The organism is Amycolatopsis iheyensis (assembly GCF_024703995.1).
Classification (GTDB): Bacteria; Actinomycetota; Actinomycetes; order Mycobacteriales; family Pseudonocardiaceae; genus Amycolatopsis; species Amycolatopsis iheyensis.
The window spans coordinates 26,125-41,801 of sequence record NZ_JAMXQV010000049.1 but is presented as its reverse complement, the minus strand read 5'-3'; the positions used below and the strand labels follow the sequence as shown (position 1 = coordinate 41,801).

General features: G+C 71.0%; 16 protein-coding genes. 8 read left to right on the top strand and 8 right to left on the bottom strand.

Annotation, left to right across the window (positions count from 1 at the left end; all coding sequences use genetic code 11):
- Positions 1-450: 450 nt before the first annotated feature.
- Both M8542_RS48245 and M8542_RS48240 read right to left on the bottom strand, forming a co-directional pair.
- The gene (locus M8542_RS48245; protein ID WP_257927173.1) at positions 451-1,023 is read right to left on the bottom strand and encodes a TetR/AcrR family transcriptional regulator; all 573 of its coding nucleotides are present in this window, start codon (positions 1,021-1,023) and stop codon (positions 451-453) included.
- Between the two features lie 36 nt (positions 1,024-1,059).
- Entirely contained in the window at positions 1,060-1,428 is a 369-nt protein-coding gene (locus M8542_RS48240; protein WP_257927172.1) for an SPW repeat protein, read from the bottom strand.
- A 204-nt stretch (positions 1,429-1,632) separates the two neighbouring features.
- Here M8542_RS48240 and ccrA point away from each other — a divergent pair, with 204 nt between their 5' ends.
- The 5 genes from ccrA to M8542_RS48215 all read left to right on the top strand — a co-directional run bounded on the left by ccrA (position 1,633) and on the right by M8542_RS48215 (position 7,525).
- Positions 1,633-2,973, top strand: a complete 1,341-nt coding sequence (gene ccrA / locus M8542_RS48235) for a crotonyl-CoA carboxylase/reductase (protein ID WP_257927171.1) — start codon at positions 1,633-1,635, stop codon at positions 2,971-2,973.
- Between the two features lie 164 nt (positions 2,974-3,137).
- A complete protein-coding gene (locus tag M8542_RS48230) occupies positions 3,138-4,301 on the top strand; it encodes a coiled-coil domain-containing protein (protein WP_372508804.1) in 1,164 nt (387 codons plus the stop codon).
- Positions 4,302-4,394: 93 nt separating this feature from the next.
- Positions 4,395-4,847, top strand: coding sequence for a universal stress protein (locus tag M8542_RS48225; RefSeq protein WP_257927169.1), 453 nt, complete (start codon positions 4,395-4,397; stop codon positions 4,845-4,847).
- A 4-nt stretch (positions 4,848-4,851) separates the two neighbouring features.
- Entirely contained in the window at positions 4,852-5,967 is a 1,116-nt protein-coding gene (locus tag M8542_RS48220; protein ID WP_257927168.1) for an adenylate/guanylate cyclase domain-containing protein, read from the top strand.
- 88 nt (positions 5,968-6,055) lie between these two features.
- On the top strand, positions 6,056-7,525 hold the full coding sequence (locus tag M8542_RS48215) for a TIR domain-containing protein (RefSeq protein ID WP_257927167.1): 1,470 nt from the start codon (positions 6,056-6,058) through the stop codon (positions 7,523-7,525).
- Here M8542_RS48215 and paaE read toward each other — a convergent pair whose 3' ends face one another.
- Genes paaE through paaZ form a run of 6 tightly spaced genes read right to left on the bottom strand, consistent with a single transcriptional unit; the run spans position 7,526 to position 13,228 of the window.
- Positions 7,526-8,575 (bottom strand): 1,2-phenylacetyl-CoA epoxidase subunit PaaE, encoded by a 1,050-nt coding sequence (gene paaE, locus M8542_RS48210; protein WP_257927166.1) that lies wholly within the window; start codon positions 8,573-8,575, stop codon positions 7,526-7,528.
- A gap of 1 nt (position 8,576) precedes the next feature.
- Entirely contained in the window at positions 8,577-9,065 is a 489-nt protein-coding gene (gene paaD / locus M8542_RS48205) for a 1,2-phenylacetyl-CoA epoxidase subunit PaaD (protein WP_257927165.1), read from the bottom strand.
- Complete coding sequence (gene paaC / locus M8542_RS48200; RefSeq protein WP_257927164.1) at positions 9,059-9,916, bottom strand: 1,2-phenylacetyl-CoA epoxidase subunit PaaC; 858 nt, start codon at positions 9,914-9,916, stop codon at positions 9,059-9,061. Before paaC ends, paaD begins: the two co-directional genes overlap by 7 nt.
- A complete protein-coding gene (gene paaB, locus M8542_RS48195) occupies positions 9,913-10,227 on the bottom strand; it encodes a 1,2-phenylacetyl-CoA epoxidase subunit PaaB (protein WP_257927174.1) in 315 nt (104 codons plus the stop codon). The genes paaC and paaB overlap by 4 nt, the downstream gene beginning before the upstream one ends.
- A gap of 38 nt (positions 10,228-10,265) precedes the next feature.
- Positions 10,266-11,201 carry a 1,2-phenylacetyl-CoA epoxidase subunit PaaA gene (paaA, locus tag M8542_RS48190; protein WP_257927163.1) on the bottom strand — a complete coding sequence of 312 codons (936 nt, stop codon included), beginning with the start codon at positions 11,199-11,201 and terminating at the stop codon, positions 10,266-10,268.
- A complete protein-coding gene (gene paaZ, locus M8542_RS48185; RefSeq protein ID WP_257927162.1) occupies positions 11,198-13,228 on the bottom strand; it encodes a phenylacetic acid degradation bifunctional protein PaaZ in 2,031 nt (676 codons plus the stop codon). The genes paaA and paaZ overlap by 4 nt, the downstream gene beginning before the upstream one ends.
- Before the next feature lie 170 nt (positions 13,229-13,398).
- On the opposite strand from paaZ, the gene paaI reads away from it, so the two are divergent.
- The 3 genes from paaI to M8542_RS48170 are packed head-to-tail and all read left to right on the top strand — an operon-like array spanning position 13,399 to position 15,676.
- Positions 13,399-13,815 (top strand): hydroxyphenylacetyl-CoA thioesterase PaaI, encoded by a 417-nt coding sequence (paaI, locus tag M8542_RS48180; protein ID WP_257927161.1) that lies wholly within the window; start codon positions 13,399-13,401, stop codon positions 13,813-13,815.
- A complete protein-coding gene (gene paaK / locus M8542_RS48175; protein WP_257927160.1) occupies positions 13,812-15,089 on the top strand; it encodes a phenylacetate--CoA ligase PaaK in 1,278 nt (425 codons plus the stop codon). Before paaI ends, paaK begins: the two co-directional genes overlap by 4 nt.
- Positions 15,086-15,676 (top strand): TetR/AcrR family transcriptional regulator, encoded by a 591-nt coding sequence (locus M8542_RS48170; RefSeq protein ID WP_257927159.1) that lies wholly within the window; start codon positions 15,086-15,088, stop codon positions 15,674-15,676. The genes paaK and M8542_RS48170 overlap by 4 nt, the downstream gene beginning before the upstream one ends.
- Position 15,677 lies beyond the last annotated feature (1 nt).

Sequence of the window (15,677 nt, the reverse complement as noted above, 5' to 3'; positions counted from 1 at the left end):
GTCGGGCGACGCGACCACCGCAGCAACGTCTCGCGCTCCTCATCGCTCAACACCAACGGCGGCAGCTTCGGGCTCGGCATCACAGCATCCTAGACACTGGCCACGAAATTAAGACTCAGGACACTAGCGGTTGACCGCTAGCGGCTGGGCCCGGCGGCTGGAGGCCGGCGGCTCGCAGCTGACCGCTGGCGGCTAGCAGCTGGCGGCTGGCGGCTGGTGGCCGATCGCCGGCGGCTGATGACTGGCGGCTCAGCGGCTCGCAGCTGAGCGCTGGCGGCTGGCGCCTAGCAGCCGGTGGCTGGCGGCTGGCGGCTAGCAGCCGGTGGCTGGTGGCTGGTGGCTGGTGGCCGATCGCCGGCGGCTGCTGGCTGGCGGCCGGTGGCTGGTGGCCGATGGCGGGCGGCTGGCAGCCGGCGGCCGGCGGCGCCCAAGCCGCCGGCCACCGGGCCGCTAAGCGGGCGCGGACTTCGAAGCGAGGGCGTCGGCGATGAACGTCAGCTCGCCGTCGAACTCGGCTGGGAGGTCGTCGTCCGAATGGCGGGCCGTTGCGTGGCGGTGGCTCACCGCGCGGGCCAGCAGACCTGATGCGCGGTCGACGTCCGCCGGCGGCAGACCGCCGCCGGTTGCTGCCTGGATCACCGCGCGGACCTGGCGTACCAGCACCTGGAAGCGCTCGTGGAGCGCGTCGCGGACCACGTGGTGCGTGTCCGCCTCGCGCCACAGCAGGTGCGAAAGGCCCAGTGACCGGCTGAAGCGGTGGTCGAGTTCGCGGACCAGCCGCCGCAGGCTGCCCGCCAGGTCGCCGGGGACCACGACCACCGCCGGCTCGATGCGCTCGTCCGGCAGGCGCTCGACGAGCGCCGTGAGCAGGTCCGGCTTGTGGCGGAAGTAGTAGTGCACCAGCCCCTTCGGGACCCCGGCCCGCTCCGCTATGCGGGAGGTCGGGGTGGCGTCGAAGCCGGACTCGGCGAAGAGCGCCTCGGCGGCGCAGAGAATGCGCTCCTTCGCCGAATCCTCGGTCATTCGGGTGCCTCCCAGTCCCTCAGTGCTAGTGCGGCGTCAGTGCTGGCCTGCCGTGCGGTGCGCGGCGTTCGCGACCGGCATGGCTGCCGCGCCGGCGATGACCGTCAGCACCCCGGCGATCCAGGACGTCCAGGAAGCGCCGTTCAGCTCGGTGTACCCCATCACCCACGGCGCGATGAACAGCAGCACGCCGAGCGCGATCTGGATGCCTTCGCCGTAAACCATGCCCGGCATCGCCAGCGAGACCAGGCCGTCGAGTGCGATCAAGGCGCCCAGGACGACCATCGTCCACATCGCGGTCGAATCCGTGCTCAGCCAAAGGGGTGAAAGAGCGGCGACCACCCCGATGACGACCTCGGCCCAGTCGTGGGGCCGGGTCCATGCGCGCGTAGAGACTTCACTCATTCGTGCTCACCTCCGTTGGTGAAACTGCTGGTCGGGTGGGTGTTCCCACCGCCGATGATCCGCTTGACTGGCCAGCCGGTCAAGATGGATCGGTCACAGTTCGACGTGTAATCGTGCTGTCCGTCTCGTACAGTTGTGTCCGCGAGTTACCGGCGAGTAATTTCTGCCGCCAACGCCGTTGACCCCCACTTCGCGGAGGAACCGATGACGCAGCTCGGCGAGATCCAGCAGGCCATCCTGAACGGCGACTCCGCCGCGGTCGGGTCCCTGCCCGTCCCCGAGAGCTACCGCGGGGTGACCGTCCACGCCGACGAGGTCGACATGTTCGAAGGCCTCGAGAGCCGGGACAAGGACCCCCGCAAGTCACTACACGTCGACGACGTGCCCGTCCCCGAGCTCGGCCCGGGCGAGGCGCTGGTCGCGGTGATGGCCAGCGCGATCAACTACAACACCGTCTGGACGTCGATCTTCGAGCCGATCCCGACGTTCAAGTTCCTCAAGAAGTACGGGAAGCTCTCGCCGCTGGCCAAGCGGCACGACCTGCCCTACCACGTCGTCGGCTCGGACCTGTCCGGTGTCGTGCTGCGGACCGGCGCCGGCGTGCACAACTGGAAGCCCGGCGACGAGGTCGTCGCGCACTGCCTGAACGTCGAGCTCGAGGGCCCGGACGGGCACAACGACACGATGCTCGACACCGAGCAGCGGATCTGGGGCTTCGAGACGAACTTCGGCGGCCTCGCCGAGGTCGCGCTGGTCAAGGCCAACCAGCTGATGCCGAAGCCGGACCACCTGACCTGGGAAGAGGCCGCCTCCCCCGGCCTGGTCAACTCGACCGCCTACCGCCAGCTCGTCTCGCGCAACGGCGCGGACATGAAGCAGGGTGACGTCGTCCTGATCTGGGGCGCGTCCGGCGGCCTCGGCTCCTACGCGACGCAGTACGCGCTGAACGGCGGCGCGATCCCGGTCTGCGTCGTCTCCAGCCCCGAAAAGGCGGAGATCTGCCGGAAGCTCGGCGCCGAGCTGATCATCGACCGCAACGCCGAGGACTACAAATTCTGGAAGTCCGACACCGAGCAGGACCCGAAGGAGTGGCAGCGCTTCGGCGCCAAGATCCGCGAGCTGACCGGCGGTGACGACCCGGACATCGTGTTCGAGCACCCGGGCCGCGAGACGTTCGGCGCGTCCGTCTACGCCGCGCGCAAGGGCGGCACGATCGTCACCTGCGCGTCGACGTCGGGGTACATGCACCAGTACGACAACCGCTACCTGTGGATGAACCTGAAGCGGATCATCGGCTCCCACTTCGCGAACTACCGCGAGTCGTGGGAGGCGAACCGGCTGATCGCGAAGGGGCTGATCCACCCGACGCTGTCGAAGACGTACTCGCTCGAGGAGACCGGGCAGGCCGCCCTCGACGTGCACCGCAACGCCCACCAGGGCAAGGTCGGCGTGCTCGCGCTCGCCCCGCAGGAGGGCCTCGGCGTCCGGGACGAGGAGAAGCGCGCGAAGCACATCGAGGGGATCAACGCCTTCCGCGGCGCCTGAGCCGGCGGACCCCGGTGGCGGAAACCGCCGGGGTCCGGCTCGATCGGGCCAGTTCCTCCCGCCGCATCACACGGCTCGTTCGGCGCACCGCACGGGTGCTCACCCTTCCGTGACCCGGCTGCGACTACGGTAGGCCCATGAGCCTTGGCGATGAACGGGAGCTTGTGCCGCTGGGAGCCGGCTTCGACGTGGCGAAGCGCGGGTACAGCCGAGCGCAGGTCGACGAGCACCTCGAACGCTTGGACGGCGACCTCAAGATGCTCACCGCCGACCGGGACGCGGCCATCGCGCAGGCCGGCGACCTGGCCCGGCAGCTGGAGATCGCGCGCGGCGAGATCGCGGACCTGCGTGGGCAGGTCGACCGGCTCGCCCAGCCGCCGACCAGCGTCGAAGGCCTCTCCGAACGGCTTCAGCGGATGCTGCGCCTGGCGCAGGACGAATCCGCCGACACGCGCGCTCGCGCCGAAGCCGAGGCCGGGCACATCCGGGCCAAGGCCGAGACGGACGCGAGTGCCATGCGCGCCCGCTACGAGCAGCTGCTCACCGAGCTCGACCTGCGGCGCAAGGAGATGGAGGCGGAGCACCGCAAGGTGCTCGAGGACGCCCGCGCGCAGGCCAAGGAGATCACCGACAAGGCCGAGGCCGAGCGCACGAAGCTCGACACCGAGTCCTCGGACCGCCGCACCAAGGTCGAAGAGGACTTCGAGATCGCGATGGCCTCGCGCCGCACCGAGGCGATGCGGGTGCTGGCCGAGCAGGAGGCCGCGAGCAAGGCCGAGGCCGCGCGCCGCGTCCAGGAGGCCACGCAGGACGCCGCCGACATCCGCGCGAAGGTCCTCGAAGAGGAGAAGGCCGCGAAGGCCGACATCGACCGCCGTCAGCGGGAGTCGGTCGCCGAGGCGAACAAGCGCCGTCAGGACTCGATCACCGAGGCCAACGCCCGGCTCGCGGAAGCGGCCGACGAGGCGCGCCGCCGCGTCACCACCGCGACCGACGAGTCGAACCGGCGGATCACCCAGGCGAACGAGCGCGTCGACGCCCTGCGGAAGGTGCGCGGCGGGCTGGCCGAGCAGGTCCGCGCCGCGCGCGCGGTGCTGGCCGAGGCGCACACCGTCCTCGGCGACGACGTCAAGGTGCCCGCGGACGTCACGGCCGACCTCAAGGCCGAAGACCTGAAGCCGGACACCGGGAAGACGAAGCCGGTGAACGACGTCGAAGAGACGATCCGGATCAAGGCGTCCGACGTTCCCAAGCCGAAGCCCGCCCCCAAACCGGCTCCGAAGCCCACTCCCCGCCCGAGCGGAGCGCAGAAAGCGACTGGCGAGTAACCTTCCACCCGACACGGGCGCGGACGAGCCTGCGCGGTCGCTGCCGACCGGCTATCGTCCCTGCTCACGCGGGATCACCTGGAGGTTTTGCGCATGGGTGCGGCATATCGGACCGTGGTGGTGGGCACGGACGGCTCGGAGTCCTCGTTCGCGGCGGTGGACCGCGCGGCGGCGGTGGCCGGCGACGCGGGCGCGACGCTCGTCATCGCGTGCGCCTACTACCCGGCCAGCAAGACCGACGTCGACAAGGCCCAGGACGTCCTCGGCGAAGAGGCGTACCAGGTCGTCGGCTCGGCGCCGGCCGAGGACACGCTGCAGTCGGCGCGGGACCGGGCGGTGCGCGCCGGTGCCGAAAAGATCGACACGCTCGCGGTGAAGGGCGACCCCGTCGACTCGCTGCGCAAGGTCGTGCACGAGCGCGAGGCCGACCTGCTGGTGGTCGGCAACCGCGGCCTGAACACGATCGCCGGCCGGATCCTGGGCTCGGTGCCCTCGGAGGTGGCGCGCAAGTCCGGCGTGGACGTGCTGATCGTCCACACGACCTGAGCCGGTGACCGACCCGAGCGAGGAGCTCCAGCAGCGGCTCGAGCGCGTCCTGCTCGGCGGCCGGCGCAAGTACACCCGGCTCGAAGTGGCCGAAAAGGCCGGCGTGCCCGAAGAGCGGTCACGCCGGCTTTGGCGCGCACTGGGGTTCGCGACCGTGCCCGACGACGAAGTGGTCTTCACCGACTCCGACGTCGAGGCGATGCGGACGGCGGACCAGCTGGTGCAGTCGGGGCTGATCGACCCGAGCATCGAGGTGTCGGTGACGCGCGCGCTCGGCCAGCACCTGTCGCGGCTGGCCGAGTGGCAGGTCGAGATGCTCTGGGAGCTGATCCGCGAGCAGCCGGAGCTGGGCCGCAGCGAGCGCCAGGTGACGCGCCTGGTCGACCGGCTGCTGCCGGAGCTGGAACAGGTGCAGAACTTCGTCTGGCGCCGGCACCTGGCGGCCTACGCCGGGCGGGCGTTCGCGGCCCCGGACGAGCAGCTCGAGACGCGGACCCAGGTGGTCGGCTTCGTCGACATGGTCGGCTACACGCGCCTGACCCGCCAGATCGGCGAGGACGAGCTCAGCCGGGTGCTGGACGCGTTCGAGACGCTGGCGACGGAGGTGATCGCCGACCACCACGGCCGCGTGGTGAAGATGATCGGCGACGAGGTGCTGTTCGTCGCCGACTCGGCGGCGGACGCGGCGGAGATCGCCCTGACGCTGACCGAGCGGACCACGGCCGACGAGAGCCTCCCGGCGGTCCGCGCGGGCATGGCGTCGGGCCGGATCCTGTCGCGCTTCGGGGACGTGTACGGCTCGGTGGTCAACCTGGCGGCCCGCCTGACGTCGGTGGCGCGCCCGGGCACGATCCTGGTGGACCGCGAGCTGGCGACGGAGCTCGCGGACGAGAAGGCGTACGAGCTGCGGGTCCGCCGTCCGGTGACGGTCCGCGGGTACAACCGCCTCCGGCCGGCGGCGCTGCGCCGGGCCGCCGAGGCGCCGACGGGGATGTTCGCGAGTTCGCAGCACCTGGCCGCGGAGATGATGGGCCTCACCGAGGCCGTCCCGTCGGACGCGCCGGCCGAAGACGAGACCGAGCCACGTCCTCGCCGCCGTCGGCGAGGACGCATCCGCTGACCCGCGACGAAGCTCGTGCCGCGGCCGACGCCGGTCCCCCGAGTCGGTAAACTTGCCTCTTCCGTGGCCGAAGCGGAGAGGTGGATTCGTGACAGGGCAACCGCTCGTCGTGTTCATCTCCTACGCCCGGGATCCGGCAGACCCCGCGCACGACGAGGCCGTGCGGCGTCTGTGGACGTTCCTGCGCACTTGCGGCATCGACGCCCGGCTCGACCTCGGTGTGGCGGACCGGCGGCTCGACTGGACGTTGTGGATGGGTCAGCAGGTCCGGGAAGCGGACTACATCCTGGTGATCGCTTCCCCCGCGTACCGCGAACGCGCGGAGGGCCGGAGCGGGCCGGACCGGGGACGCGGCGTCCAGTGGGAAGCCCGGCTGATCCGCGACGCGTTCTACGCCGAACAGGACGCGATGCACCGGTTCCTGCCCGTCGTGCTGCCCGGCCAGAGCACGGCCGGCGTGCCGGACTTCCTGGCCCCCGCCTCCTCGACGGTCTACACCGTCTCGGACTTCACCGTCGAAGGCGCGGAACCGCTCCTGCGCGTGCTCACCGACCAGCCCGAGATCGTCGAGCCGCCACTGGGCGTGGTGCCGGTGCTGGCGCCACGGCCACTCCCGCCGGCCGCTCCGGTGCCCCACCAGGCTCCGGCGCCCCGCGAGAAACCGGCCTCCTCCGGCGTCCGGAACGTGGTCAACGGCACCGTCACCGGCACGGTGATCCAAGCCGGGAGCATGGGGGCCGTGACCATTCCCGGCCCGCTCCCCGCCGGGCCGCCGGCGCGGCGGAAGCCCGAACCGAGGCTGAGCCCGAACGCCCGCGAGGCGTTCCGGCTGCCCTTGGCCGGGCCCGCGGACCTGACGGTGCGCGCCATCGCCACGCTGCCCTGGCCACCGGACGACGACCTCGAAATCACCGGGCGAACCCGCCGGCGGATCGAAGCGGCGCTGCCGCGCACCGAACTCAGCGTGCTGACCCGGAGCCTGGACCCCGGGCGGCAGGCGGACGAGCAGTGGGAGCGGGCGAGCGGGCCGAACGTCCACCAGTCCGGAAGTCAGGCCTGGTACGAACAGCCGTCGTCGAATCCCGCCGACGGCCGGATGGCCGTTCGCGCGGCCGTGCGGGTGATGCTGCCCGGCGCCGTGTCGTCGGCGATCACGGTTTCGGTCGAGGCCCAGGTGAGCTTGCCGGCACCCGATCTCCGGATCACGGCCGAGCAGATCGTCGAGTTGTGGACGGCGGAGTGGGACGCCGCCACCGTCGTCGTGCCCGGCGCCGTCGTGCCCGATGCCGAACCCGCCCCGCTGCTCGGGTCCCCGTCGATCGAGCTGCAGATCAAGACGAACGACGAGGGCCGCAGCCTGCTCGACGTGGTCGACCTGTCGGTGTTCGGGAAGTCGGACGGCCGGCCGAGCCCGCAGGGCGCGGTGACCGTGTTCGACCCGATCGGGCTCGATCGCGACAACCGGCGTGCCTGGTCGGCGAAAGCCTTGACCAGGATGGCTCGTGGCTGGGGATTCCTGGACGCCGACGAGTCCGACCTGGCCGAGGCCCTCCGCTGATCAGGCGTCGAAGTCGACCGTGACCTCCTCCGAGACCGGGTAGGACTGGCACGTCAGCACGAAGCCCGCCGCCACCTCCGCCTCCTCCAGCGCGAAGTTGCGGCGCAGGTCCACCTTCCCGTCGGTCACCCGGGCGCGGCACGTCCCGCACACCCCGCCCTTGCAGGCGAAGGGCAGGTCCGGGCGGAACTTCTGCGCGCCGTCCAGCACCGACGACGTCCGCGGCAACGTCATCGTCGACGACCGGCCGTCCAGGACGACGCGAACCTCCGAGGACTCCCCCTCCACGTCCGGATCGAGATGCGCGACCGGCTCCGGGGGCGTGTCCACGTAGAACAGCTCCTGGTGCACCTTCGACGACGGCACGTCCAAGGACGTCAGCAGCTCCTGCGCGCCCGTCACCATCTCGAACGGGCCGCACAGCCACCAGTGGTCCACAGTGGACACCGGCACCAACGACGAGAACAGCGCACGCAGCTTCGGCACGTCCAGGCGCCCCGTGAACAGCTCCGCCTCGCGCGGCTCGCGCGACAGCACGTGGATCAGCTCCAGACGCGAGGGCGCGCGGTCCTTCAGGTCCGCCAGCTCGTCCGCGAACATCACCGTGTCCGTGCGGCGGTTGCCGTACAGCACCGTCACCGTCGCGTCCGGCGTGGCCAGCAGCGACGACACGATCGACAGCACCGGCGTGATGCCCGAGCCCGCCGCGATCAGCACGTGGTGACCGCCCGAAGACAGGTCCGGGGTGAACGAACCCGTGGGCGTCGCGACCTCGATCGTGTCGCCCGCGCGGACCTCGTTCACCAGCCACGACGAGAACAGGCCGTCCGGGACCAGGCGGACACCCACCCGGGGGGCCGCGCCCGCCGGGGCGCAGATCGAGTACGACCGGCGCTCGTCGCGGCCCTCGACCGAGCGCCGCAGGGTCAGCGACTGGCCCGGCTTGAAGTCATAGTCCGCGGACAACGCGGCAGGCACGTCGAACGTCACGGCGACCGCGTCGTCGCACAACCGCGCGACGCCCGCGACCTTCAGGGGGTGAAACGCCACCTCAGATCTCCTTGACGTGTTCGAACGGCTCGGAGCACGAACGGCAGCGCCGCAGCGCCTTGCACGCCGTCGCGCCGAAGCGGGACTGCTCCTCGGTGTCCGCCGACCCGCACAGCGGGCAGCGCACCGCGGAAACCGGCGCCGACAGCGTCAGCGGGATCGGGCCCGAGTGCCGCGGTGCCGCGCCCGGTGGGGCGATGCCGGCCGCAGCCAGCTTTTCCCGGCCGGAAGCCGAAATCCAGTCCGACGTCCACGCCGGCGTCAGCTGCGTGCGGATCTCGACGTCCGCGAAACCCGCCGAAACCAGCGCGTGCTCCAGGTCGTCGCGCATGGTGTCCATCGCCGGGCACCCCGTGTACGTCGGCGTGATCGCCACGACGACGCGGCCACCGGACTCCGCCACCGACCGCAGCACACCGAGGTCCGCCAGGGTCAGCATCGGCAGCTCCGGGTCGGTGACGGTGGCCGCGACCGCCGCCGCCGTCACCATTTCGCGTCCGGCATCGCGCGGGCGACGCTCTGCAGCTCCGCCAGCAGGAAGCCCATCTGCTCGGTGTGGACGCCGTCGCGGCCCGTGCGGCCCGACACGCCGGCCAGCTCGCCGGACGAAGGCCGGGACAGGGTCGAAGCCGCGAGGACCTGGTCCAGGACCGCGTCGAACTCCGGCCGCAGCGAAGCCGCGTCGACGAACTCGAGAGCGTGCGTGCGGAACAGCTCGCCGACGTACGGCCACGCCGCGTCGAGCCCCTCCTGCATCCGCTCGTGCGACAACGCGGTCCCGTCGCCGAGGCGGACCAGCCACTGCGCCGCGTAGTCGCGGTGGTAGGTCAGCTCCTTGACGCCCTTGTCCGCGATCGCCGCCAGCACCGGGTCCACCGACGACACCAACCGCTGGAACAACGCCAGCCGCCAGGTCGAGAACACGAACAGCCGCGCGATCAGGTGCCCGAAGTGCCCGCCGCCCAGCTCCGCGAGCCGGACGTTGCGGAACTCGTTCTCCGCGCGCAGGAACGCGAACGAGTCCTCCGTGCGCGACGAGCCGTCGGCCTTGCCGGCGCGGGCGAGCAGCAGCCGCGCCTGGCCGAGCAGGTCGAGGCCGATGTTCGCGATCGCGACCTCGTCCTCCAGCTCGGGCGCGTTGGTGCACCACTCCTGCAGCCGGTGGGAGAAGATCAGCGCGTCGTCGCCCAGCATCAGGCAGTAAGCCGCCAGCGCCGCACCGTCCACACCGGACGGCACCGACGTGTCCACTCCGGACAGCGGGTCCTCGAAGCCGGTGCCGAACGCCCAGCGGGCGTCGTTCTCCTCGGTCAGCGACTCGTAGACGTTGTCGAAACTCATATGTGCGGCACCTCCTCGGGGATGTCGTAGAACGTCGGGTGGCGGTAGACCTTGTCGCCGCTCGGCGCGAAGAACGGGTCCTTCTCGTCCGGCGACGACGCCGTGATGTCCGCGGCGCGCACGACCCAGATCGACACGCCTTCGTTGCGGCGGGTGTAGAGGTCACGCGCGTGGTGCAGCGCCATCTCGTCGTCGGCCGCGTGCAGCGAGCCGACGTGCACGTGGTTCAGGCCGCGCTTGCCGCGGACGAACACCTCGTACAGCGGCCAGTCGTGCTTGACCGGCCCGGGCTCGGCGGGAACGCCTTCCAGCGGCACCGCGCCGTGGCCGCCTTCGGCCGTCAGGTCGCTCACTTGCGCTCCTCCTTCTTGGCCGCGTGCGCCACCGCGGCTTCGCGGACCCACGCCCCGTCTTCGTGCGCGGCGCGCCGGTGCGCGACCCGCGAGGCGTTGCACGGGCCGTTGCCCTTCAACACGTTCTTGAACTCGGCCCAGTCGACCGCGCCGAAGTCGTAGTGCCCGCGCTCGGCGTTCCACTTCAGGTCCGGGTCCGGGAACGTCACGCCCAGCGCCTCGGCCTGCGGGATCGACATGTCGACGAAGCGCTGCCGCAGCTCGTCGTTGGTGTGGCGCTTGACCTTCCACGCCATCGACTGCGCGGTGTTCGGCGAATCGGCGTCCGGCGGGCCGAACATCATCAGCGACGGCCACCACCAGCGGTTCACGGCCTCCTGGACCATGTCACGCTGCTGCTGCGTCCCGCGCATCATCGTCATCAGCAGCTCGTAACCCTGCCGCTGGTGGAACGACTCTTCCTTGCAGATCCGGATCATCGCCCGCGCGTACGGCCCGTACGACGACCGGCACAGCGGCACCTGGTTGCAGATCGCCGCGCCGTCGACCAGCCAGCCGATCACGCCGACGTCGGCGAAGGTCAGCGTCGGGTAGTTGAAGATCGACGAGTACTTCTGCTTGCCGGTGATGAGCTTGTCGGTCAGGTCCGCGCGGTCGGCGCCCAGCGTCGCCGCCGCGGAGTACAGGTAGAGGCCGTGGCCGGCTTCGTCCTGGACCTTCGCCAGCAGGATCGCCTTGCGCCGCAAGGACGGCGCCCGCGTGATCCAGTTGCCTTCGGGCTGCATCCCGATGATCTCCGAGTGCGCGTGCTGCGCGATCTGGCGGATCATCGTCTTGCGGTAGCCCTCGGGCACCCAGTCGCGCGGCTCGATGCGCTGGTCGCGCTCGATCGTCGCTTCGAAATGCTCTTCGAGGGAAACGGTGGCCGTCACGGCTGCTCCTTCGACACCAGGGTGAGGACGTCGTACTTGGCGACGGACTCGCCGTCGGCGTTGGTGACGTCGGCGTCCCAGCGGACCTCGCCGTACTCCTGGTCGATCCGCGGGGTGATCTGCTTGGCGGTGAGCGTCACCGTCAGCGAGTCGCCGACCTTGACCGGCGTGAGGAACCGCAGGTTCTCCAGGCCGTAGTTGGCCAGCACCGGGCCCGGCTCGGGCGAGACGAACAGGCCCGCGGCGAACGAGACGACCAGGTAGCCGTGCGCGACGATCCCGCCGAACAGCGGGTTCGCGGCCGCGGCCGCGGGGTCGGTGTGGGCGTAGAACGTGTCGCCGGTGAACTCGGCGAAGTGGTCGACGTCCTCCTGGCTGACCGTCCGCGGCCCGGCGACGACGGAGTCACCGATGCGAAGCTCCGCGAGGGACTTCCGGAACGGGTGGACGTCGCTTTCGGTGCGCGGCGCGCCGGTCACCCAGCGGCCGGTCACCGACGCGAGCACCGCGGGCGAGCCCTGGACCGCCGTGCGCTGCATGTGGTGCAGCACGCCGCGGATGCCGCCCATCTCCTCGCCGCCACCAGCGCGCCCGGGGCCGCCGTGGACCAGCTGCGGCATCGGCGAGCCGTGGCCGGTGGACTCCTTCGCGTCTTCGGCGTCGAGGACGAGCAGCCGGCCGTGGTACGGCGCCGCACCCAGGACGACCTCGCGCACGAACTCCTGGTCGGCGGAGACCACCGACCCGGCCAGGCTGCCGCCGCCGCGGGCGGCCAGCTCGACGACCTGCTCGGTGGACGTGTACGGCATCAGCGTCGAGACCGGGCCGAACGCCTCGACCTCGTGCGGCTCGGAGCGCTCCGGGTCGGCCTTGAGCAGCACCGGGGAGATGAACGCGCCGCGCTCGGCGTCGGCGTCCACGACGTCGACCTGCTCCGGGTCGCCGAACACGACACTGCCGGCGTCCAGCAGCGCCTTGAGCGAGCGCCGGACCTCCTCGCGCTGCTCCAGGCTGGCCAGCGCACCCATCCGGACCCCTTCGGCGGCCGGGTTGCCGACGGTCACCTTCGCGAGCCGCGCGGAAGCGGCCGCGGCGACGTCGTCGAGCAGCGCGGCCGGGACGAACGCACGGCGGATGGCGGTGCACTTCTGGCCCGCCTTGACCGTCATCTCGCTGGTCAGCTGCTTGACGAACAGGTCGAACTCCGCGGTGCCCTGGACGGCGTCCGGGCCGAGGATCGAGCAGTTCAGGGAGTCGGCCTCGGCGTTGAACCGGACCGAGTTCCGCACGATCGCCGGGTGCGCACGCAGCTTCTGCGCGGTCGACGCCGAGCCGGTGAACGACACCAGGTCCTGCGCGGTCACGTGGTCGAGCAGGTCACCGACGCTGCCGGCGACGAACTGCAGCGACCCCTCGGGCAGGATCCCGGACTCGACGATCAGCTCGACCAGGCGCGCGGTCAGGTACGCCGTCGAGCTGGCCGGCTTGACCAGGCTCGGCACGCCGGCCAGGAAGGCGGGCGCGAACTTCTCGAGCGGCCCCCACACCGGGAAGTTGAACGCGTTGATCTGGACGGCGACCCCCCGCAGCGGGGTCGCGATGTGCTGGGCGACGAACGTGCCGCCCTTGCTGAGCGGCTCGACGTTGCCTTCGACGTAGACGGTGTCGTTCGGCAGCTCGCGCTTGCCCTTGGAGCCGTAGCTGAACAGGACGCCGATGCCGCCGTCGATGTCGAACTTCGAGTCACCGAGCGTGGCGCCGGTGCGCGCGGAGAGTGCGTACAGCTCCTCGCGGTGCTCGCGCAGGTGCGAGGCCAGGGCCTTCAGCAGGGCCGCGCGCTGGTGGAACGTCAGCTCGCGCAGGGCCGGCCCGCCGACACGGCGGCCGAACTCCAGCGCCCCCGCGAAGTCGACGCCCTCGGAGGAGATCCGGGCGACCTCCTCGCCGGTGGCGGCGTCGTGCAGGGGGGCGCCTTCGCCCGCCGCCGTGTGCCACTCCCCGGAGACGTAGCTGCGCAGCAATGCCATCAGTTCCGACCTCTCCCGCCGAATTACCTACCGGACGTTCAGTAATTGCCATGGTAGCCGCTGGCCACGGAGATCGGAAGGGGCGATGCTTGACACGGCTCCAAGCACTGCCTTTACTGGGCCGACACCGCCAGGTGACCGTCCATTCGGTCAGTCAGTTCGGAGGGTCGATGACCAACGCAGCGCACACCATGTTCGCCGCCGACGAGGCGTCGCGCGCGCTGGGCATCGAACTCGTCGAAGCGGGCGAAGGCCGGGCCGTCGCGACCATGACGATCACGCGCGCGATGGTCAACGGCCACGACATCGCCCACGGCGGGTACGTCTTCCTGCTGGCCGACACCGCCTTCGCCTGCGCCTGCAACACCCACGGCCCGGTGACCGTGGCCGCGGGCGCCGAAATCTCGTTCGTCGCCGCCGGGAAGCTCGGCGACCACCTCGTCGCGACGGCCGCCGAGCGCACCCGCTACGGCCGCAACGGCATCTACGACGTCACCGTGCACCGGGAGACCCCCGGCGGGCCCGAGGTCGTCGCCGAATTCCGCGGCCGCAGCCGCGCCATCTCCGCGAAACGGGACCGAGCATGATCGAGGCGAACATCGGCGCGGACGAGCTGGCCGCACTCCAGCTGGAACGTCTGCAGTGGACGCTCAGACACGCGTACGCGAACGTGCCGGCGTACACGCGCAAGTTCGACGCGGCCGGCGTCCACCCGGACGACTGCAAGGAGCTCGCCGACCTGGCGAAGTTCCCCTTCACGACCAAGCAGGACCTGCGTGAGAACTACCCGTTCGGGATGTTCGCCGTGCCGCAGGCGGAGGTGCGCCGCATCCACGCCTCCAGCGGCACCACCGGCAAGGCCACTGTCGTCGGCTACACCGAGCGGGACATCGACACCTGGGCGACCGTGATGGCCCGGTCGATCCACGCCGCGGGCGGCCGCCCGGGCCACAAGGTGCACGTCGCCTACGGGTACGGCCTGTTCACCGGCGGCCTGGGCGCGCACTACGGCGCCGAAAAGCTCGGCTGCACGGTGATCCCCGCGTCGGGCGGCATGACCGCGCGCCAGGTACAGCTCATCACCGACTTCAAACCCGAGATCATCATGGTCACGCCGTCGTACATGCTGACGCTGCTCGACGAGTTCGAGCGCCAGGGTGTCGACCCGCGTGCTTCTTCCTTGAAGGTGGGCATCTTCGGCGCCGAGCCGTGGACCGAGCAGATGCGCGCCGAGATCGAGGAGCGGTTCGCGCTCGACGCCGTCGACATCTACGGGCTGTCCGAGGTGATGGGCCCGGGCGTCGCGCAGGAGTGCGTCGAGACGAAGGACGGCCTGCACATCTGGGAGGACCACTTCTACCCCGAGGTGATCGACCCGTACTCCGAAGAAGTGCTCGAGTCGGGCGAGACCGGCGAGCTGCTCTTCACGTCGCTGACCAAGCAGGCGCTGCCGATCATCCGCTACCGCACGCGCGACCTGACCGCGTTGCGCCCGGGCACGGCGCGCCCGGCGTTCCGGCGGATGGACAAGGTCACCGGGCGCACCGACGACCTGATCATCCTGCGCGGGGTCAACGTCTTCCCGACCCAGATCGAGGAGATCGTGCTGCGGACCGAGGGGCTGAGCCCGCACTTCCAGCTCGTCCGCTCCACGCGCGGGCGGCTCGACCACCTGACCGTGCTGGTCGAGGCGCGGCACGACGCTTCCGGCGCGATGCGTTCGGAGGCTGCCGCCGCCCTGGTTTCGCAGGTGAAGGACGGCGTCGGGGTGACGGTGTCGGTGGACGTCGTCGACCCGGACACCCTGGAGCGGTCAATGGGCAAGATGCGGCGGATCGTCGACCAGCGGGAGCGGCCGTGACGGCGCCGCGGCGCGGGCGGCCCGGCTACGACCTCGAATCACTGCTGCAGGTGGCGGTGAAGCTGTTCAACGAGCGCGGCTACGACGGCACGAGCATGGAGGACCTGTCCCGCAAGCTCGGCATCACGAAGTCCGCGATCTACCACCACGTGCCCAGCAAGGAGGAGCTGCTGCGGCTGTCGGTGGACCGGGCGCTGGACGGGTTGTTCGAGGTCGCCGCCTCGACCGACCGGCTGGACGGGCGTGCGATCGACCGGCTGGAGCACCTGGTGCGCGGCAGCGTGCTGGTGCTGGCCGACCGGCTCCCGTTCGTCACGCTGCTGCTTCGCGTGCGGGGCAACACGAAGGTGGAGCGGGCGGCGCTGACCCGGCGCCGCGAGTTCGACCGGCTGGTGACCGACCTGGTGAAGCAGGCGGAGGCGGAGGGCGACATCCGCCCGGACGTCGACCCGGCGGTGATCGCGCGGCTCATCTTCGGCATGGTGAACTCGTTGATCGAGTGGTACAAGCCACGGCGCGGCTCCTCGGCGACCGAGGTGGCGGACGCGGTGTGCAAGGTGGCTTTCGAAGGCCTGCGCACGGAGTAGG